The 18,732-nt window shown below is 64.8% G+C and carries 12 protein-coding genes; 9 read left to right on the top strand and 3 right to left on the bottom strand.

The annotated features are described in order from the left end of the window. Nucleotides 1-463: 463 nt before the first annotated feature. On the bottom strand, nt 464-1,420 hold the full coding sequence (locus tag IPK69_10340; GenBank protein QQS08385.1) for a DUF1559 domain-containing protein: 957 nt from the start codon (nt 1,418-1,420) through the stop codon (nt 464-466). Between the two features lie 249 nt (nt 1,421-1,669). On the opposite strand from IPK69_10340, the gene IPK69_10335 reads away from it, so the two are divergent. Next, entirely contained in the window at nt 1,670-2,248 is a 579-nt protein-coding gene (locus IPK69_10335; protein QQS08384.1) for a sigma-70 family RNA polymerase sigma factor, read from the top strand. Further along, nucleotides 2,245-3,090, top strand: coding sequence for a hypothetical protein (locus IPK69_10330; GenBank protein QQS08383.1), 846 nt, complete (start codon nt 2,245-2,247; stop codon nt 3,088-3,090). Before IPK69_10335 ends, IPK69_10330 begins: the two co-directional genes overlap by 4 nt. Nucleotides 3,091-3,225: 135 nt before the next feature. On the opposite strand, the gene IPK69_10325 is transcribed toward IPK69_10330, so the two are convergent. After that, a complete protein-coding gene (locus tag IPK69_10325; GenBank protein ID QQS08382.1) occupies nt 3,226-5,358 on the bottom strand; it encodes a hypothetical protein in 2,133 nt (710 codons plus the stop codon). 351 nt (nt 5,359-5,709) lie between these two features. Between IPK69_10325 and IPK69_10320 the strand changes: the two genes are divergently transcribed. Together IPK69_10320 and IPK69_10315 are read left to right on the top strand one after the other, a co-directional pair. Continuing rightward, on the top strand, nt 5,710-6,051 hold the full coding sequence (locus IPK69_10320; GenBank protein QQS08381.1) for a hypothetical protein: 342 nt from the start codon (nt 5,710-5,712) through the stop codon (nt 6,049-6,051). Between the two features lie 161 nt (nt 6,052-6,212). Then, a complete protein-coding gene (locus IPK69_10315) occupies nt 6,213-6,638 on the top strand; it encodes an EVE domain-containing protein (protein ID QQS08380.1) in 426 nt (141 codons plus the stop codon). 24 nt (nt 6,639-6,662) lie between these two features. On the opposite strand, the gene lipA is transcribed toward IPK69_10315, so the two are convergent. Continuing rightward, entirely contained in the window at nt 6,663-7,652 is a 990-nt protein-coding gene (gene lipA, locus IPK69_10310) for a lipoyl synthase (GenBank protein QQS10466.1), read from the bottom strand. Between the two features lie 469 nt (nt 7,653-8,121). On the opposite strand from lipA, the gene IPK69_10305 reads away from it, so the two are divergent. The 5 genes from IPK69_10305 to IPK69_10285 all read left to right on the top strand — a co-directional run bounded on the left by IPK69_10305 (nt 8,122) and on the right by IPK69_10285 (nt 18,730). Next, nucleotides 8,122-9,609, top strand: coding sequence for a polysaccharide biosynthesis/export family protein (locus IPK69_10305; GenBank protein QQS08379.1), 1,488 nt, complete (start codon nt 8,122-8,124; stop codon nt 9,607-9,609). 303 nt (nt 9,610-9,912) lie between these two features. Then, nucleotides 9,913-10,932: an exosortase/archaeosortase family protein gene (locus IPK69_10300; GenBank protein ID QQS08378.1), complete on the top strand. Its 1,020-nt coding sequence runs from the start codon at nt 9,913-9,915 to the stop codon at nt 10,930-10,932. After that, nucleotides 10,929-11,909 (top strand): hypothetical protein, encoded by a 981-nt coding sequence (locus IPK69_10295; protein ID QQS08377.1) that lies wholly within the window; start codon nt 10,929-10,931, stop codon nt 11,907-11,909. The genes IPK69_10300 and IPK69_10295 overlap by 4 nt, the downstream gene beginning before the upstream one ends. Beyond that, nucleotides 11,906-16,495, top strand: a complete 4,590-nt coding sequence (locus tag IPK69_10290) for a tetratricopeptide repeat protein (GenBank protein QQS08376.1) — start codon at nt 11,906-11,908, stop codon at nt 16,493-16,495. The genes IPK69_10295 and IPK69_10290 overlap by 4 nt, the downstream gene beginning before the upstream one ends. A 27-nt stretch (nt 16,496-16,522) precedes the next feature. Continuing rightward, nucleotides 16,523-18,730: a polysaccharide biosynthesis tyrosine autokinase gene (locus IPK69_10285; GenBank protein ID QQS08375.1), complete on the top strand. Its 2,208-nt coding sequence runs from the start codon at nt 16,523-16,525 to the stop codon at nt 18,728-18,730. The last annotated feature ends 2 nt before the right edge of the window (nt 18,731-18,732 follow it).

Below are 18,732 nucleotides of genomic sequence, written 5' to 3'. Positions count from 1 at the left end.
ACTGCAAGTACTTCACGCTCGTCGCGGTCTTCGACCAGAACCCGTCGAACGCCGAGCGAAGGTCCACCTTCCCCGCGACGACCGAGACCGACGCCACGGGTTCGGGGTTCGCGTACACATCGCCGCTATAGACCTTGATCGAGAGTTCGCCCTTGCCGCCTGAGTCGGCCACGTCGACCATCACGGGCTTGTCGACGCCGAAATAGGTGCGTGTGGGGCTGAGTTGCGCCAAGGCCGGGGCGCCCATCGCGGCCCATCCAGCGAGGAGCACGAGGCGAGAGATCATCGTTCGAGTGTTCTGTGTGGTCATGCCAAAATGTAGGCCCACGCACCCAGGGGCATCACGTGCCCCAACGACTACTGCAAAGGGCACACACGACCATCACAACAACGCACGCCGGCGCGTGTGACGACGAGGAGTGCAGCGATGTCCACGCTCCCTCATCGATCTGGAATGTTCGGATTATCGTGCGAGGGCCGCACGATTGATCGAGCCCGCGCCGAGGACATCCGACACGATCTCGGACGTGTCGAAGAAGTGCCACGCGTTCTCGACCGGCGACGCGCTGACGGCGTCTTCCTTCTTCTCGGGGAGCGCCTCGCTCACCATCAACCGCGGATCGGGCACCCACACCACCGAGAGATCCGCCCGGAAGACATTCGAACCCACGCGGTGGTTGTAGTCCGACTGCGTGCGAAGCCCATCGGAGACCAGGGCCGAGTGCTGCGGACTAATGCGATACATCACGTTCGTGAGCGGCGCACCAGGCCCGCTGCTCGATGGACCCGCCCCGCGATAGTGATAGTTCCCCGCGATCTCGCTCATCGCGCCCTGGCTCCACGCCTGGGCATACACCCGAAACGAGTTCTCGCCATGGTGCGAGGGGCAGTAGAACAGACGCCCATCGGTGATGAACTCGGACGAGTGCAGCACGCCAAGCCCATCCCACCCCGTCATCGCCGGTGAGGTTGCGGGCGTGACCGAGGCCATGCTCGGATTCACACGGATCATGATCATCTGCTGCGGCTGGGACGCCTCGCGCGCCACGATCGAATCGAACGGCAGGAACACGCTGCTGGGCAGCATCCCGTCGTGCTGATCCGAATAGAGCGCGATCGCAATCCCGATCTGCCGAACGTTCGACCGACACGCCACACGGCGAGCCGCCTCGTTCACGCCCGAAAGCGTGGGGATCAGTATCCCGATGAGCACGCCAATGACCGCAATCGTCACCAGCACGTCGATCAGCGTGAACGCGCGACGAGACGCGCGAACCCGAAGCCCGCCGCCTGATGCAGATTGCAGTTGCCCCCGCATGTTCCCCAAGAGGTCCATGCCGTCGATTCCCAACTCAGGATCCCGCAGGCACACCCGGCCCACGTAGTCCTTCAAAAAATCTATCGACTTTTCTCGATTCATGCAACCCACATACTGCCCCTATTCCACCTTATTTTGATGCACACACAAAGACTCTGATTCCATACAAAACACAAACATGATTTGCGATGTCTCCTACAATCCTGATCTCGGTCGTGGGGATCCCACTTGTGGTCACCAACGTATCAGTGCCTGTCCGGATCGTTCCCGGACGACGGAGGACGCCACTCGGCAACGAATTGCCGCGTGGAAACTCTTCCAAGGCCAATATTTGTGGTATCGTGTGGGGACATGGCCGAACGAAGGACCAAGCACGACGATTCCGACCGCGACTTGATGCAGCGGGTAGCCCAGAACGATCAGGAGGCTATCGCCCATCTTTACGACCGCTTTGGCTCCCTCGTCTACAGGATGGCCCTCCAGACCATGCCTACCCGCGCCGAGGCCGAGGACGCCGTCCAGGAGGTCTTTGTCCGCCTCTGGAGGACCGCAGGCCGATATGACGACGCTCGGGCCGCCCTGGTCACCTGGGTGATGCTGATTACCAGACGTCACCTGGTGGACAAACTTCGACGCAACCGCGCCCGCATCAAGGCCGGATCGTTGGAGGCGGCCCTCCCGGGCAACTTCCCGGCCTCCAAGGCCGATTCGTCACGATTGGAGCAAGAAGAGAAACTCAAAGCGCTGATGAAACGAATAGACGCCCTGCCGGAACTCCAGCGAACCGTGGTGCTCCGGGCGTATCTGGGGGGGCAGACCCTCCGACAGATCGGCGAAGAACTGAACACCCCGCTGGGGACGATCAAGTCGGCGCTCAGCCGCGCACTCGTGAGGCTGAGAGAACGGATGGGTGAGGAGTTGGTTGTATGACGATTCGTGAACTACTCGAGGCCGCACATCTCGACGCCCTGGGCCTCCTTGACGAGTCCGAGCACCGCGAGTTCGACCACGCGTTCGATCGCGCCTCGCCTGAGATCCAGGCCCACGTCCGCACCGAGCAGGCCCGCTGGGCCGGCTCGCACGCCATCCTGCTCGATACCGAGCCTCCCGCCTCGCTCCGCGAGCGCGTCCTCAAGGCCATCCGCGCCGAGATCGAAGCCGGCACAACCGTCGAAGACAGCGCCTTGGGCGATGCCGTCGCGGGTGTGATCGCCCGTGGCAACGTGGTTATGGCCCCGGCCTCAAAGGTCCGCGTCTCCCCGGCGTGGCGCGCCGGCGCCATCGGGTTCGCCTCCGCCGCCGCCCTGCTCCTCGCCGCCTTCGTCTATGTCTTCGATACCAACTCGCGCCTCGCCGAACGCATGGCGAGCGACCAGTTGCTCGGGTCCTACGTGAAGTCCTTCGGCGGCAACCGCTTCCAGGATGTCGTCTTCACCGACGCTCACCAACGTCGAGTCTTCAAGGCCGAGCCGGGCTTCAATGCCGAAAAGGCCCTCGCCGCCATCCATTTCGCCGACACCTGGGACAAGGCCCAACTCTTCGTCAAGGGCGTCGCCGCCATCCCCGGCGAATCGTTCCGTCTCGTCGAGGTCGATGAATCGGGCGCTGTCCTCCGCGAACTCTCCCAGTTCGCCTCCAACGGGCAGTTCGTGAGTCTGCAGGTTCCCATCGCCGCGAGCGAACTGAAACCCGGCATGCGACTCGCGATCGCGTCCGCCGCCGTCGGACAGTCGTCGTCGGCCGCCCGCCTCCTGATGACCGTCACCCTCTGACGATCCTCGCTCCGGGGTACCCCCTCGCTCCGCGAGGGCTCTCTCTCCTCGTCCTACTCCGTTTATCCCACCAGACAGGCGCGAACTCCCGCTTCGCAAGAGCGGCACACTCGCCGCCCCGGGCAATCACCACACTCACATCTTCCGCGGGTCGGGCCAGTGCGCGTCCTCCAGGATCGCCGCCATCTGCGTGTCCTGCTCGAACTTCGTCTTCGCCGAGGCGAGGCGTCGCCAGGCAGCAAAGCCCACGAAGAGCGAGAAGAGCGTCCCGCCCCCCATCATCGACGCCGCCGCGATGAACTGCGTGTTGTCGATCGGGCGTGACGCCGCCTTCGCGGGTGTCGGGGGCGTGGTCGAGCCGCCGTCGATCCGCTCGGTGCGGGCCGCGTTCGCCTCGCTCGCGAGCGCCGTCGCCACGGTATCCAACTCGCGCTCGGCACGATCCGGCCCATCGCCGATCCATTCGAGTTTGATCACGCCGTCCGCCGGCGAGGTGTACGCGAGGTCCTCGCCGAGGCGCTTGGAGACCGTCCCCGCCGACGACATCGACTCCATGCTCTTGCGCGCAAACCGTTTGGCAACGGCGTCCACGAAGCGCGGATCCTTCAGCAGTTCCTCGTGGTACCGCTGCCACTCGGCGAGTTCCGCCGGGTTCAGCGCCCGCCCGCGACCGTCGGCCCGGAGTTCTGTCGTCGCCACATACCGCCCGGGGAGCACCTGCATCGACACGACCCAACTCATCGCCGCCCAGATCAGCACGGCGACCGCGGTCAGCATCGTGGCTACCCCGGCTTTCCCCATCGCGTTGACCTTCTGCGTCTTCCGCTGCGCCTGCATCAACTTCTGATGCACCTCCGAGAGTTCCGCACGCTGGTGCAGCAACTGCTCGCACAGGTCGAACTTCTTCTTCATCATCTCGCCGGCCTTGCGCAACTTGTCCGCGCGCGCGCGCACCAGCGACTTGTAGTGACGCAGACGCGTCAGGCGACGCTCGAGCGCCTCCTCGCGATCGCTGGGCATCACCGCCACGGCGTTCGACTCGGCCTCCCGAAGCATCCGCTTCGTCTTGATCAGTTCCTCCGCCACCGTGTCGAGTTTGTCCTGGGCCGTTGTCCACTCGCGTTCGGCGGCCTCGGCACGATCGAGCATCTCCTGCTGCGACGCGTCGCGACGCTCGATCTCCTGCTGGAGTTCCGCCGCCAGCGAGCGGGCGCTCTCGAGCGATTCCCGCAGTTCCGCGTCGTCGGGCGCAACGCCCGGCGCCTCTTCCGCCTCGGTAAGTCGGGCACGCAGCGACTGGATCTCCACCTCGAGTTCCGAGAGGTGCTCGGCCCGCTGCTGCAGCGACGCCGTCAACTCTTCCACGTGCGCGTGCTCGGCACGCCACGACTTCTCGTACTCCTCCACCATCTCCGTCAGCGACCGCACGCGCTCCGTCAACTCGGCAACCTGCGCCTCGTGGGCGGCCTCGGCCTGCGGGTCCACCCGCGTCACGCGACGCGCCTCCTCCACCTGCGCCTCAAGTTCCGAGGCCCGGATCAGCGTCCGCCCCAGATCCGCCCCGAGTTCGCCCGCCCGCGCGATCGCCCGCTCCACCTGGTGCTGACGCTGCTCGGCCAGATCCTCGGCCTCGAGCAGACGCGTCCGCAGCGACTCGATTTCCGACTGCGCGTCCATCAGTTCCTGCGATGTCCGCTTGAGATCCCGCTCGCGACGCTCCACGTCCTGACGCATCGACTCGATTGCTTGACGCTCGCGGGCCAGTTCGCCCTGCTGGTCCTCGGTTGACAAGCGCATCTGCTCCACCTGCGCGCGCGCCTGCGACAACTCGTGCCCCTGACGCTCAAGCGCCTCGCCCGACGCCGTCGACTCGGCCTCGAGTTCCTCCGCCCGGCGCGTCAACTGATTGACGGCCTCGAGATGCTCCGCCTCGCGCCGACGCAGGTCCTGCTCGCGAGACTCGAACTCGGCTCGAAGCGCCTCGACCGTCGACCGCTCCTCCTGGGCCTTGGCGACCTCCGCCTCCAGCCCGGCGCGCTCGTTCTCGACCTCGCGCACACGCTCGGCGACCTGATTCTGGCGCATCACCAGGTCGACCTCTCGCTGCTCGAGTTCGGCCTTCTTGAACTGGGCCTCGTCGTACAGCGCGCGCAACGCCGTCAGCGCGTCCTCGAAGTTCGAGAACGCCGAGATCACCTTCGACGCGTGCGACGCGTCGAGGGGCTTGGCGGAGTTCTCGGAACTGGTGTGCGGCGTCGATTGATCCATGGCCCTCTTCTCCGAAGAAGCAGTTGCGTTCCAATGTCACGACCCGGCACGTCGGCCGGATCCTCAAACCAGCGTCCTATCGACGCGCCGCGCACCGGCCTGCATGCCACGGGCGTCGTTTTCGGCATCTCCGGGCCATGTCCCCCTCACAATCCGGATCGCCCAGTGTGCCCATGGGGTCGTCGCCCCGTCCGAACACCGATAACATGCGGGTGACTGCTTCGGCGTAGAGGCACATGGGCGGGAGAAACCCGCGACCGGATCACGCATCCAAACCGGCGACACGCTGGCCCGCCGATTCAGAACGATTCAGACTCAGTACGATCAGAGATCAACTCAAGGAGACCGCTCATGAAGTGCGCCTGTGGAACAAGCCTCTGGACCGGACTGCTCGCGACTGTCGGCATCATCGGCGTCGGCGTCGGCGGCTACAACGCCATCACGACCGGGTGCCCCTTGGGCATGTGCTCCAAAGACTCTGTGTCGTCGAGCATCACGCCCACGAGCACGACCGGCGGTACCGATTCCTCCGGGTGCTGCTCGGGCGAAGCGAAGTCCGACTGCTGCGGCGGCGAGGCCAAGAGCGGGTGCTGCTCGGGTGAATCGACGCCGAGCGATGAGAAGACGGAGCCGAAGATCGTGGCTCCGGTCGATGCGCCTGAGGCCGCGAAGCCTGTGGCCTCGAACAACTGATCTTCGACAATGAGGTCTTCGACAACTACGACTTCGCAACTACGACATCGATCACACCAAAGCACAGGCTCGCCTGTGCTTTTTCGCTTCTTGTCTCCGGGCAACTTGGAGATGAGTGCACGACGGTCGTCGAACACCAAGAGCCTCAATAGACTCTTCGCATGGCGATGTTCCTCCTGAAGACCGAGCCGGGCGAGTACTCGTTCGCCGACCTCGTGCGCGAGAAGCGTTGCGTGTGGTCGGGCGTGTCGAACCCCGGTGCGCTCATCGCGCTGCGCTCGATGCGCAAGGGCGACGAGATATTCATCTATCACACGGGAAACGAGAAGGCGATCGTCGGGTTGGCGAAGGCCGCGTCGAACCCGTATGAAGACCCCGAGCGTCCCGGCACGACGGACGAAGGCCTGCCCAAGTTCGCGGTGGTGGATCTCATGCCGGGGAAGCCGACGAAGACACCCGTCACGCTCGCGGCCATCAAGGCCGACACACGATTCGCGGCGTTCGGGCTGGTGAAGCAGTCACGATTGAGCGCGATGCCCGTGCCGGAGGCGTTGGCGAAGGTGCTGCGGGAGTGGATGGGGCTTTGACAGAACGAAACGAAGCCAGCAGAGTTACGACCGACGCCGGCGCTCCTCCTCGATCGTGCTGAGGACATCCGCCTGGTGATCCGCGTGGTAACTGCTCCTCACGAGCGGGCCGCTCTCGACGACCTTGAACCCTCGGGAGAGTCCCTCGGTCTTGAAGATCTGGAACTGCTCGGGCGTCACCCAACGGTCGATCGGAAGGTGATTCCGCGTCGGCTGGAGGTACTGCCCGATGGTGAGGATGTCGCAGGAATCAGCGGCATGTGTCGCGGCATTCGGCATTCGTGATTCGGCATTCGTGACGCGTGTGCCGCGTTGGACCTGATCCATCAGGTCGAGGACTTCCTCGTCGCGCTCGCCGATGCCCACCATGATGCCGGTCTTCGCGACAAGGCCCTGATCCTTCACGCGCCTCAGGAGTTCCACCGAGCGGTCGAACTTGGCGCTCGGCCTCACGGCGGGGTACATCCGGCGGACGCACTCGATGTTGTGATTGATGATGTGGGGCTTCGCATCGATCACCATCTGGAGCGCGCCCCAGTTGCCCTCGAAGTCGGGGATCAGCACCTCGATCGACATCGTCGGGCAGGCCTCGCGGCTGCGGAGGATCGTCTCGGCCCAGATCCCTGCCCCGCCATCGGGGAGTTCGTCGCGGTTCACGCTGGTGATGACGATGTGTTTGAGGTTCGCTTCCTCCCACATCAATCTCAGGCTCTCGGCGACGCGCCGAGGCTCGTCGCGGTCGAGCGTGGGCGGGCGGCCCGTCTTCACGTTGCAGAAGCCGCAGGCGCGGGTGCAGGTGTCGCCCAGGATCATGATGGTCGCGACGCCGCGCGCCCAGCACTCGCCGAGGTTGGGGCAACTGGCTTCCTCGCAAACGGTGAAGAGGCGATGCTCCGAGAGGACGCCCTTGAGGCGTTTGTATCCCTCGCCGCCGGGCACCTTCGCTCGGAGCCAGGGCGGCTTGCGCTTGAGGGACAACTGCGAGACGGCCCCGCCCTCGTTGTTGAGGACCATGTTGCTGAGGCTGAAGGCCGGTGGATCGACGCGGCGGAGGGGATCGCCCCCGGCGGGCCTGGGGTGGCGGGCCAGGGTGCGGGTGGTGGGATCCGACGCGGCCGGCTGGAGCGCAGATTTCGCCGCTTCATGCTTGGCAGCGGTAGGCACGATGTGCCTGGGACCCGGGGCGCTGGCGGTGGTACCGATCTCGTCCATATCCACAGTGTAGGAATCGGCCCGATCGGCTCCGACGACGCGAGATGATGGCATGGAAATCTCGCTCTCACGAGGATGATGACCGCCACATCGCGGAGCGGGGTGCCTTCCTGGTGGGGATTCTCGCGTTGCAGTGAGGGTCTCGCCGATCCAACGTCTCGCTGGTTGCACTCGTATTATCGGCCGTCGCGATCTTTGTCGCGGCATCGACGTACTGTCCTCACCTGTCCCGGTGCACACGGCATCGGGCTCGCTTCCTAAGGAGCCGTGCGTGGACTCGCACACCCATTCTGCCGCTGCCACTCGTCCCTTCACCTTCCGCGTCGCGATCGGCGGCGTTCTCGCGCTGGCGGGCCTCGCGGGGCTTTCCGGGTGTGAGGTGCAATCGTTCATGGACCCGAGCCAACTCGGGGCGTTCAACCACACGCCGCGGGTCATGCCGATTCTCGACCGCATCGCGGTGATCGAGGATCGTGGTGCCGCGGTCGAGTACAGCGACCCGCTCCCGGCGGACCTGCTCCCGGTGCCGACGAAGTACCGCTTGTCGCCTGGCGATCGCGTGACATTGGTGGCGTGGGACCTGATCGAGCCGGGGCGTTCCGAGGAACTCGAACTGACGATCGATACGCGCGGGTTCCTCCCCGTGCCCCAGTTGGGCGACGTGTACGTCGCGAGAATGACGCAGACCCAGGCGGAAGAAGCGGTGATGCAGGCGATGAAGCGCCTTGTGCCGAACCCGTTGGCGCAGATCCGCCCGATGTCGCAGCGTCAGCAGGTCTTCACGCTCGTTGGAGCCGTGAACCAGCCCGGGCAGTACTTCATCCCGGATTCCGACTATCGACTCTCCGAGGCCCTGACCGCGGGCGGGCAGATCGACAGCAACGCACCCTATGTCTATGTCATTCGTCAGGTGCGACTTTCGGATCAGGCCCGAGGACTGACCGGCGGGAACACGACGACGCCGGCCGATCCAGACGCCGGCAACGCGCCGATGGACCCCTCGAAGTTCGACGAACTCCTCAACACCATCACGAATCCGGACGGCACCAAGAGCACGCCCTCGCCGGCGGCCCTCTCGAGGCAGCCCGAGGCGTCCAAGCCCGTGATCGATCTTCCCGAGCGCATGCCCCCGGCCGCCAACGCTCAGCCCAGCGCCACGGCCTCGTCGGGCCTCTCGGATTGGGTCTTCCTCAACGGGCAGTGGGTCCGCATCCAGGAAGATCGCGCCGCGGCCCAGCCCGGAGGCACACCCGGCGGCGACATCGCCACCCAGCGCATCATCCGCATCCCGTTGAAGAAACTGCTCGATGAGGGTCGTCGTGAGGTGAATGTCGTCGTCCGCCCGGGCGACGTGATCCGCATCCCGCCCCAGCCGTCGGGGTTTGTGTACATGGGTGGCAACGTCGGGCGGCCCGGGCCATACCAGTTGCCCGCCAATGGGCTGTTCACGGTCCGCCGTGCCATCGTGTCGAGCGGTGGTCTTGGCACGTTCGCCATCCCCGAGCGTACTGAACTGACCCGAATCGTCAGCGAGAAGCGCCAGGCAACAATCCGGATCAATCTCCGGGCGATCGCGAACGAGACCGAGCCGGACATCATCCTCAAGCCCGACGACCTCATCAACGTCGGGACCAACTTCTGGGCCCAGCCCCTGGCGGTCATCCGCAACGGGTTCCGGATGTCCTATGGCTTCGGATTCCTCCTCGATCGAAACTTCGACACCGAGGTCTACGGCGCCCGACGCCTCACCAACAACTGATTCATTCTGCTCCGTGGCGTTCGCGCAATTATTGCGCAATCGTCCAGTAGGTATTTGTTTGCTATTTCTCTGTGAACCCAGGTGAAACCGGGCGAGCAGCGGCGAACAATCCTGCCCGCCTGAGGCGTAGTGGGGCATGGATGGTTCGGTTCCTCGCGTTCTGGCATCGTCGGGGTATCGCTGCCAATGTCGGTGCGCGGGGGGACGGGGGGCGGTTTGTGCGTTCCAGACCGTCCGAACCGCCCGATCGGACGCGGGTGGGCGTTGTCAACAGCCGATGGATTGGCGAGAGACCGAGAATGCATGCCGGGCCTCATCGACTCACGACGAGGCCTTGTTTGTCCATCGAACGTGACGGGGATTGAACGGTTGAGTTCCGCAGGCACGCAAACACGGACCGCCCTTGGGCTTGGAGCCCCAGACACGGTCGCGCGCGCGTTCACGTCGCCGAGTTCGCTCGTGGGCGCGGGCCTGCTGACGCTCGCGTTTGTGGGCCTGTTCTATCGTTGGTTCGCGACACAGATCGAGTACTCGACGATGTACCTGGATGACTGGGGGCACGCGTTTGTGGTGCCTCTGGTCTCAGGGTATCTGGTATGGACCCGTCGGGAGGCATTGAACCGGACGACGGCGAGGGCGTTCTGGCCGGCGCTGGCGCCGATGTGCCTGGGCATCTTCTCGTATGTCTTCTTTACCGTCGGGTTCCCGAACCACATGCTCCAGGGGCTCTCGATCATCGGGACGCTGGGGTCGCTGGTTCTCCTGCTGTTCGGGCCCGGCGTGCTGCGACTGACCGCGCTGCCAATCCTGTATCTGGCGATGGGGATCACGATCTCGGAAGCGATCATGAACGGACTGACGTTTCCACTGAAGATCCTCGCCTCGCATGGCGCAGGCGCGCTCCTCTCGATGCTGAGCGGGCTCTTTGGGTATGTGGTGGACGTGCAGGGGAACATCCTCTCGATCACCAGCCCCTCCTCGGGTGAGGTGAAACTCAATGTCGCCGACGCCTGCTCGGGGATGCGCATGGTTGTCGCGTTCGTGGCGCTCGCCGGGGCCGTGGGGCTGATCCGGAGCACGCAGTGGTGGCAGCGGATCGCGCTCCTGCTCATGTCGGTCCCGGTCGCGGTTTTCATGAACGTGATCCGCGTCGCGGTGCTGGGGCTGGCCTCGCTCTCGAATCCCGAGTTCACCAAGGGGGAGACCCACAAGATCATCGGGACGCTTCTGCTCGTCCCCGGTTTGGGGCTTTTTCTCCTGATGATGTGGGCGCTCGAGCGGATCATCGTCACCGATCGCGGCGCGAAGGAGTCCGCGGCATGAACACCCGCCACCCCTTCAAGACCGTTGCGTTTGGTGTCGCGCTCACGCTCATGCTCGCCTCGGCAATAGGGATGAACGCCGCGATCAAAGCGGCGAAGTTCTCGCTCCGCAAGGAGGCGATCCATCCCGAGTCCGGTCGAGTCACCAGCGACATCCCCCTCGAGACCGAGTCGTGGATCCGAATCGGCACGGACCGTCGAGAAGAAGCCGAGGTCGAGAAGACGCTGGGGACGGACAACTACCTCTCGCGCGTGTACATCGAGAAGCATCCCGCCCCGGGCGAGAAGCCCATCGTGCTCGAACTGCATCTCGCGTACTACACCGGGATGATCGACACCGTGCCGCATGTGCCGGATCGGTGCTTCGTGGGCGGCGGGCTGCAACTCGGCTCGCTCCCCGAGGATCTGCTGCTCCCTCTTGATACGAAGCGGTTCAGCAACGACCCGAGCGCCCCCGAGTTGCTCAAGGGACAGGTGAAGCACGTTCGCCTGAACAACACGTACTCGAGCAAGCCCGGATCGATGGTGCGCCTCCCGCGCGAGCCAGAGTCGATCCGCATGCGCTGCACCGAGTTCAAGAGCAACGAGGGCGGGAGCAATCTCTACGCGGGGTATTTTTTTATCGCGAACGGTCGGACGACGCCCAGCGCCAACGACGTCCGTCTCCTCGCCTTCAACCTCAAGGAACGATACGCCTATTACCTCAAGGTGCAGATCACCAGTTCGTCGGTACGCTCGAAGCAGGATCTCGCGACCCAGACGGCGCGGCTCCTGGACGAACTCCTCGGCGAGATCATGACCGTCGTCCCGGACTGGGTCGAGGTCGAGAAGGGCAACTGGCCGAAGCCGAAGGACGCCGACGCCATGCCCACGACGGGCGCGGCATCGTCATCAACCACACCCACCCGCGGAGCGGCACGCTCCACAGAACCTCGCGGCCCCCTGGACCGCGACACACACGATCGGAGAATCGGATGAAGGGCAAGGTCAACACGCGGTTCGTCGTCTCCCTCGCCATCGGAGCCGTGGTGCTCTTCGGCGTGGCCGTGGCCGCGTTGCAACTCACGCGGAAATCGGCGGGCGATCTCGTCAAGATCGGCGAGGCGCAGATGTCGGCGGGAAAGTTCGAGGACGCCGCCGAGTCCTTCTCGAAAGCGGTGAACAAGGACCCGACGGTCCTCGCGTACCTGGATAAGTGGAACGAGTCGCTCTCGAAGATCGCCTCGCCCAATCGCGACAAGGTGCAGAAACTCATCCAGGACCTGCGTGCGATCAAGATGCAGCGCGCCCAACTCAAGCAGGACGACCTGGATATCCAGCGTGAGTACATCGAGTTCTCCGCTTCGCTGTTCCAGCAGGGGACGCTCCAATCGACCCAGGACATCTCGCGCCTGGTCGATTCCGCGATCGCTGCGGCGACCGCGAAGGGCGTGTCGAAGGACAAGGCGGACGTGCTCAGGCGGTACAGCGGCCTGGCGATCACCCGATACGTCGCGGAAACCCCAGACGCCTCAAAGGAGTGGGTCGAGCGCGCCGAGTCGGATCTCAAAGCCGCCCTCGCCGCCGACCCGACCGACGCGGGTTCTGCGGAGATGCTGATGGCGTACTACGAGAGCCGCGAGGAGTCGGCGCGGAATCTCGGAGCAATGGACGTGGTGGACGTGACTGTCGCGAAGCAACGTGCGGTGGTCGACTCGTTCTTCGGCAGCAATCCGGACGACGTGCGCATGGCGATCTCACGCCTCCGGCTCGACCTGCGCGCGGCCCAGCAACCGATCGTGCGCGAGACCGATCCCGTCCGGCAGACCGAACTTGTCCGTGAGTTGGGGTCGAGGTTCAAGCCCCAGCTCGATGCGGTCTTCGCGAAGACCAGAGACCAGGCGGCCCGCGTGTTGGAGATCAATCACCTCAACGTGCTCGCGAACATGGAATCGATCATCGATCCGGCGTCGCGCCAGGCCGCGACGCTCGAACTCGCCGAGCGCATGACCAAGGCGAGACCCAACGACGTGGTTCTGGGGCTCTACTACGCCGAGCAGTTGTCCTCATCGGGGAATCGCAACGCGGCGATCGTGGTGGCGAGCGGCATCGCAGAGAAGGAGCCGCTTCCAGTCTCGCTCGATGCCCTGCGTCTCTTTGACGCGAAGGTGTCGGCGGAGGCCAACTGTGCCGTCTGGTCGTTCCATACGTGGCAAATCTCGAAGGACGACAAGGACGAACCGGCCGCAACAGCGGCTCTGGCGGATATGAAGAAGTACCGCGACCGCCTGGAGAAACTCATCTCCAAGGATCTTGCGCCTTTCATGCTGGTGGCGGCCCAGATCGCCTTTGCCGAGGACAACCTCGCCGAGGCGGATCGGATGGTCACGACGTATAACCAGAAGACGAACAACACCAGCACCGACGGTCTGGCGCTCGCGGCATTGACACTCATCAAGCGTGGGACGCCCGGTTCGGCCCGCGTGCCGCTGCAGCGGCTGCTCGAGATCTCGCCACGCAACGCCGCGGCCTGGCTCATGCTGGCGCGCATTGAAGACGCGTCGAACAACAATGACGCCGCGATCCGGGCGTATGAGATGGCACTCAGGGTGGACCCGCAGAACGCGATGGCGAAGGAGGGTCTCAAGCGCATCGCCATCCGCAAGGGCGAGGCCGAGATCGAGGATCCCGTCATCAAGGCGATCAGCGAGGCGTTCAAGGCGGAAGATGGAACGCCCGCACAGACGAAGGCCATCGAGACGCTCAAGGGCCTTCGCGCCACCTACAACAACGATGTCCGCCTCTTCATCGCGGGCGCTGGGCTGCATCTCCGCTCGGGTGATCGCCCGGGCGCCCTCGCCACGGTGGAGGAGGGGCTGACGATTCATAAGGACAACGAGACGCTCAAGCAGATGAGGATCCAGTTGACGAGCGCCTCGCCGTATGACGCGGAAATCGCGCAAGTTGATGCGAGCAATCTGTCAGAGATCGAGAAACTGATCGCGAAGTACGCGATCGCGAAGCGCTACGGCAAGCAGCAGGAGGCGGCGGCTTTCCTCGCGAGAGCCAACGAGATCGATCCGAAGCACCCGGGACTCCTCGAGTTGAACTTCATCGAGGCGATCGGTGCGAAGGACTTCACGAAGGCCACGGCATTCGTGGACGAGGCGACTTCACAGAACATCGATGGCACGGATGGCCTGACATTCAAGGCCCGTCTCGAGGACGCGCGGGGTGACGTGCTTCCCGCGCTCCAGACGATGCAGAGCGTGTTGAAGAACTACGGCGTTCCCAAGCCCGAGACCTGGCGCCTTCACGGGCGGATCCTGGTCCATGCGGGCCGGACCGCCGAGGCGATCGGGTCCTTCGAGAACGCCCTCGCCGCGCGGGCGTCGGACGTCGAGGCGATGACCGACCTCATGGGCGCGCTGATTTCCGAGGGGCGTTCCGACGAGGCGCTCGCGCGGGCAAGGTCGCTCGAGGGCACGGGGATCACGAGCCAGCTCTTCGTGCGAGTTTGGGCGCAACTGGAGGGCACGGTCGGCGACGCGAGCAAGGCCGAGAGAATGTATCGCGGCATGCTTCGGCAGGATCCGAATGATCGCGCGATCACGGCCTCCCTTGCCGGGCTGCTCATTCGAATGAAACGATTCGGGGATGCGAGCGCCACGATCGCGGATCTGCGCAAGAGCGACGACGATCTTCTGGCGGCGCGGCTCGAGGCCAGCCTGGCGCAGGAGCAAGGCCGCATCGCCGATGCGCGCCAGATCATGCGTGCGTTCATCGATCGCCATGAGCCGTCGAAACTGACGGCTGATCCGTACATCATGCTCGCGAGCCTGTGCGGGATGCAGAGCGAGTACGACGCGGCCTTTGCCGCCCTGGAAGAGGCTCGCGCGTACCAGGACAAGAGCACGATGCCCGCCGACCGTGCGCTGGCCGAGGCGCACCTTCGCCTCGGCAACTTCGATCAGGGGATCGAGGCGGCGCGGCGCGTCGTGGACGCGAAGGCCGACACGCCGAACATGGTGTACGCGAGGCGAATCATCGACGCGTACCTGCGCAAGGGTCAATACACCGAGGCCGAGCGAGCCCTGTCGATGCTCGACCCGATCCAGGGCACGGACCCCGTGGCGCTCCTGACGCGGGCGGGCGTCCTCGAGACGAAGGCGAATGCGAACGACACGAAGGACTTCTCCGCGGCGGCGCAGGTCCTCAGCCAGGCGGTGAACAAGTTCCCCGATTCGGCCCTGATCTTCCTGCAGCGGGCGCAGTTCATGGCGCGGCACGACGGATCGAGTCGCGACGTGCTTGCCGACTACGACAAGGCCGTCTCGCTCCAGCCCAAGTCGGCGGCGATTCTGCGGATGCGCGCCGGATACAAGAACTCGATCCGGGACACCGACGGAGCGATCGCCGACCTGAAGCAGGCCCTCGAGGTCGCGCCGGAACTCGACGACCTTCGAAGGGCGTTGATCGCCCAACTCGTGCAGATGGGCAAGGAAGCCGACGCGAGCGCGATCTCGCAGACGTATGTGCAGACCACGCGTGATCCGGCGTCGGCAAGCCTCGAGATGGGTCGCCTGTGGGCCCAACTCGGGAATGCGACCGAGTCGCTCCGTTACTACAAGGCCGCGTTCGAGGCCCAGCAGTCGCTCTCGACCGCGGTGCCCGTGGTCGAGATCCTGATGTCGCAGAAGCCGCCCCAACTCGCGGAGGCGGATCGCATCGTCACGTCGCTGCCCCCGACGATCCTTGGGGAGCCGGCGATGCTCCAGACACGCGCGAAACTCCTCTCGATGCAGAAGAAGCCCGCCGAAGCACGAGAGACGCTTGCGCTGGCGATCAAGAAGACCGACCAGACCAACGCCGACCTTGTCATGCGCTGGTACGGCTCGGCGTCCACGGTCTATACCGATTCCAAGGACATGATCCCCTTCCTCGATCAACTCTCCCAGGGGATCCTCGATCCCAAGTGGGTCGCGTTCTTCAAGGGCAACGTTCTCTTCAACGATCCGCCCACGCGCGAGCAGGGAATCGGACTCCTGCGTGGATTAATCGGCACGGACACGACGATCGGCCTGCGAGTCCTCGCCTCGCGCGCGCTGACACAGTGTCTTCTCGCGACGCAAAAATACGACGAGTGTGTGGAGGTCATGAAGGCCCACCTGCAACTCGTCCCGGAAGAGGCGACGATGGCGAACAACCTCGCGTATGTGCTGAGCGAGAACCTCAACAGGCCGGAGGAGGCGCTCCCCTATGCCCAGCGCGCCGTCGAGGCCGCTCCGAACCAGCCGGAAATCCTGGACACCTACGGGGCGGTCCTGATCAAGAAGGGCGACCTCGAGAAGGCGATTGCGCAGTTGAAGCACTGCGTGGAACTGGAGCAGTCGCCGCCGTCGCTTGCCGCCGCGCTCGTGCATCTGACCGACGCGCTCATCAAGAAGGGCGACATGTCGGCCGCTGCGCAGGCCGCCGAGCAGTTCGACAAACTCATCGAGACCTATGGGCAGAGCATGCCCCGCGACAATCGCGACCAACTCGTGGCGCAGATGGCAACCCTCAAGGCCGGGATCACCCGCTGATCGCCCTCTCGGATTCAAGGACGACCCATGAGCACCGTACCACTCAACCCCAGCCAGCCACGCCCGCAATCGCAGGCCCACACGCCCGTCGCCCAGGCGGCTCTCGGCGCGATCGATCCCATCAAACTCCTCAACAAGTACAAGTGGCTCTTGGCCGCCGCGGCGATCTTCGGCGCGGCGCTGGGGGTGGGGTCGCATCTCGTGCTGGGCAGACTCGCTCCGGTGTGGCGCCCCGCCATCATCTTCAAGTGCCTTCCGCCCCAGAGCGCCAATCCGAATCAGGTGGCGTACATGTCGTCCGAGGACACGACCCGGTTCATGGCGACCGAAGCGAAGCACATGGTGCAGGAGTCGATCCTGACTCGCGTCGCCAACAGCATCGAGCTGCAGAACGTCGCCCCCAAATGGTGCGCACGGTTCATGAAGACCGGGGCAGGCGGGACGGTCTTTGATTCCAAGAAGGCCCTCGAGGAACTCGTGGACCACGCCCGCGCCCGCATCTATACGTCCACGGTCTACATCGAGCTCTCCTTCGGCTGGCGCGATCCGGTCGAGGCCACCTCGATCCTCCGCCTCATCGGCGATGCCTACCGGCGCGATCTCGACGACAACAGCAAGGCTCTCTCCGACGACCTCTCGAAGGCCATCCGCGAGTCCATCACGCAACTGAGCAACGACAACAAGGCGCTCGTCCTGGAGCGCAACAACATCACTTCGGCACAGAACGACGGGACCGTTGTTGAGCGCAAGGAAGCCACGCTCCAGGAACTCGGCTTCATCAACGAGGAGATCGTCCGTGTCCAGGGGCAGCACGAGGATGCCCGGCAGCAGTACGAATCGCTCCTGGCCCAGCAGACCAGCCCCGCGGGCATCACCTACACGGACGAGATCATCGACTCTGCCGAGCGTGACCCCGCGGTCATGGATTCCAAGCAACAGGTCAACATCTTGCAGACATCGCTGCAGGCACTCCGCGACCAGGGATACGGCCCGGATCACCGCTCGGTCCGTTCGGTCGAGTCGCAGCTCAACGCCTCGAAGGCCACGCTCGAACGAAATCGCGAGGAGGCACAGCGCAAACTCTTCGCGAGCACGCTCGAAAGAGCACAACGAATCACCGAAGTCCTCCTCAGCACGCTGAGCACGCTCAACGAACGAAAGCAGACACTCGCGCTGCGTCTCAACGACCTCCTCCGCATCGAGGCCCAACTCGAGGACATTCGCGCACGCCTCGAGAACAACGAGCAGGCCAGGGCGGACCGCGAACGCGACCTCCAGGAAGTCCTGAGCGCGGCGAAACTCGAGACCGCCAGCCGCGTGGTCATCGCCCAGCCGCAGCAGGTCCCCAACGAGCCCGACTTCCCGAAGATCGCCCTCATGCTCCCCGCGGGCGTCCTGCTCATGGTCACGCTCGTGGGCGGCATCGCCGTGGCACGCGAACTCATCGACCAGCGTGTGAAAAGCCCCGCCGACATCACCGCGATTCCCCGCACCAAACTCCTCGGCTGGATCCCCGACGCCGCAGAGGACCACATCACCGGCGGGACGCCCGAGACGGCCTTCCGCGACGCGCCCCAGGGTGTGGTCGCCGAATCGTTCCGCCAACTCCGCGCGTCGGTCCTCAAGCGTGCGCAGATCGGCGGTCTTCGCACGATCGTGGTCACTCCGGGCCTTCCCGAGTCGGGCGCCACGAGCATCGTGGCCAACCTCGCCCTCGCCGCCGCCGCCGCTGACCTCAAGGTCCTCGCGGTCGACGCCAACTTCCGCAAGCCCGCGCTCCACAAGGTCTTTGCTCGCCCCGAGCATCCGGGCCTCTCGGACATCCTCAGCGGCGAGGCCGATCTTCATGGCTCCATCCAGCACATCGATGGCACGCTCGATTTCCTCCCCGCCGGGTCTCGCACCCAGCGCGTCGTCGAGCGACTCGCGAGCGACACGATGGGCCTCCTGCTCACCGATCTTCGACATCGCTACGACATCATCCTCATCGACACGCCCCCGGCGATCGTGGCCGGCGACGGCGTGGCGCTCGCCTCACGCTGCGACGCCTCCATCCTCGTCGTCAAGGCGTTCGGCGAGAAGCGGGGCATGATCGCCCGCGTCCGCAACGAACTCATCGACACCAAGGCCGAGTTCCTGGGCGTTGTGATCAACGCCGTTCGTGCCGCGAGCGGCGGCTACCTCCGTGGCAACATCCGCGTCGCCAGCGAGTACAACGCGAAATCCGAGTCCTAAGC

The sequence above is a fragment of the Phycisphaerales bacterium genome (assembly GCA_016699835.1).
Taxonomy (GTDB): domain Bacteria; phylum Planctomycetota; class Phycisphaerae; order Phycisphaerales; family UBA1924.
Note: the sequence above shows the minus strand (reverse complement) of the source record. Positions and strands in the feature narration are given on the sequence as shown.

What these genes read in the sequence shown, in the direction of transcription:
- IPK69_10340 (QQS08385.1), bottom strand. Translation starts at nt 1,420, where the DNA reads ATGAATCGAGAAAAGTCGATAGATTTTTTGAAGGACTACGTGGGCCGG.
- IPK69_10335 (QQS08384.1), top strand. Translation starts at nt 1,670, where the DNA reads ATGGCCGAACGAAGGACCAAGCACGACGATTCCGACCGCGACTTGATG.
- IPK69_10330 (QQS08383.1), top strand. Translation starts at nt 2,245, where the DNA reads ATGACGATTCGTGAACTACTCGAGGCCGCACATCTCGACGCCCTGGGC.
- IPK69_10325 (QQS08382.1), bottom strand. Translation starts at nt 5,358, where the DNA reads ATGGATCAATCGACGCCGCACACCAGTTCCGAGAACTCCGCCAAGCCC.
- IPK69_10320 (QQS08381.1), top strand. Translation starts at nt 5,710, where the DNA reads ATGAAGTGCGCCTGTGGAACAAGCCTCTGGACCGGACTGCTCGCGACT.
- IPK69_10315 (QQS08380.1), top strand. Translation starts at nt 6,213, where the DNA reads ATGGCGATGTTCCTCCTGAAGACCGAGCCGGGCGAGTACTCGTTCGCC.
- lipA (QQS10466.1), bottom strand. Translation starts at nt 7,652, where the DNA reads ATGGTCCTCAACAACGAGGGCGGGGCCGTCTCGCAGTTGTCCCTCAAG.
- IPK69_10300 (QQS08378.1), top strand. Translation starts at nt 9,913, where the DNA reads ATGCCGGGCCTCATCGACTCACGACGAGGCCTTGTTTGTCCATCGAAC.
- IPK69_10295 (QQS08377.1), top strand. Translation starts at nt 10,929, where the DNA reads ATGAACACCCGCCACCCCTTCAAGACCGTTGCGTTTGGTGTCGCGCTC.
- IPK69_10290 (QQS08376.1), top strand. Translation starts at nt 11,906, where the DNA reads ATGAAGGGCAAGGTCAACACGCGGTTCGTCGTCTCCCTCGCCATCGGA.
- IPK69_10285 (QQS08375.1), top strand. Translation starts at nt 16,523, where the DNA reads ATGAGCACCGTACCACTCAACCCCAGCCAGCCACGCCCGCAATCGCAG.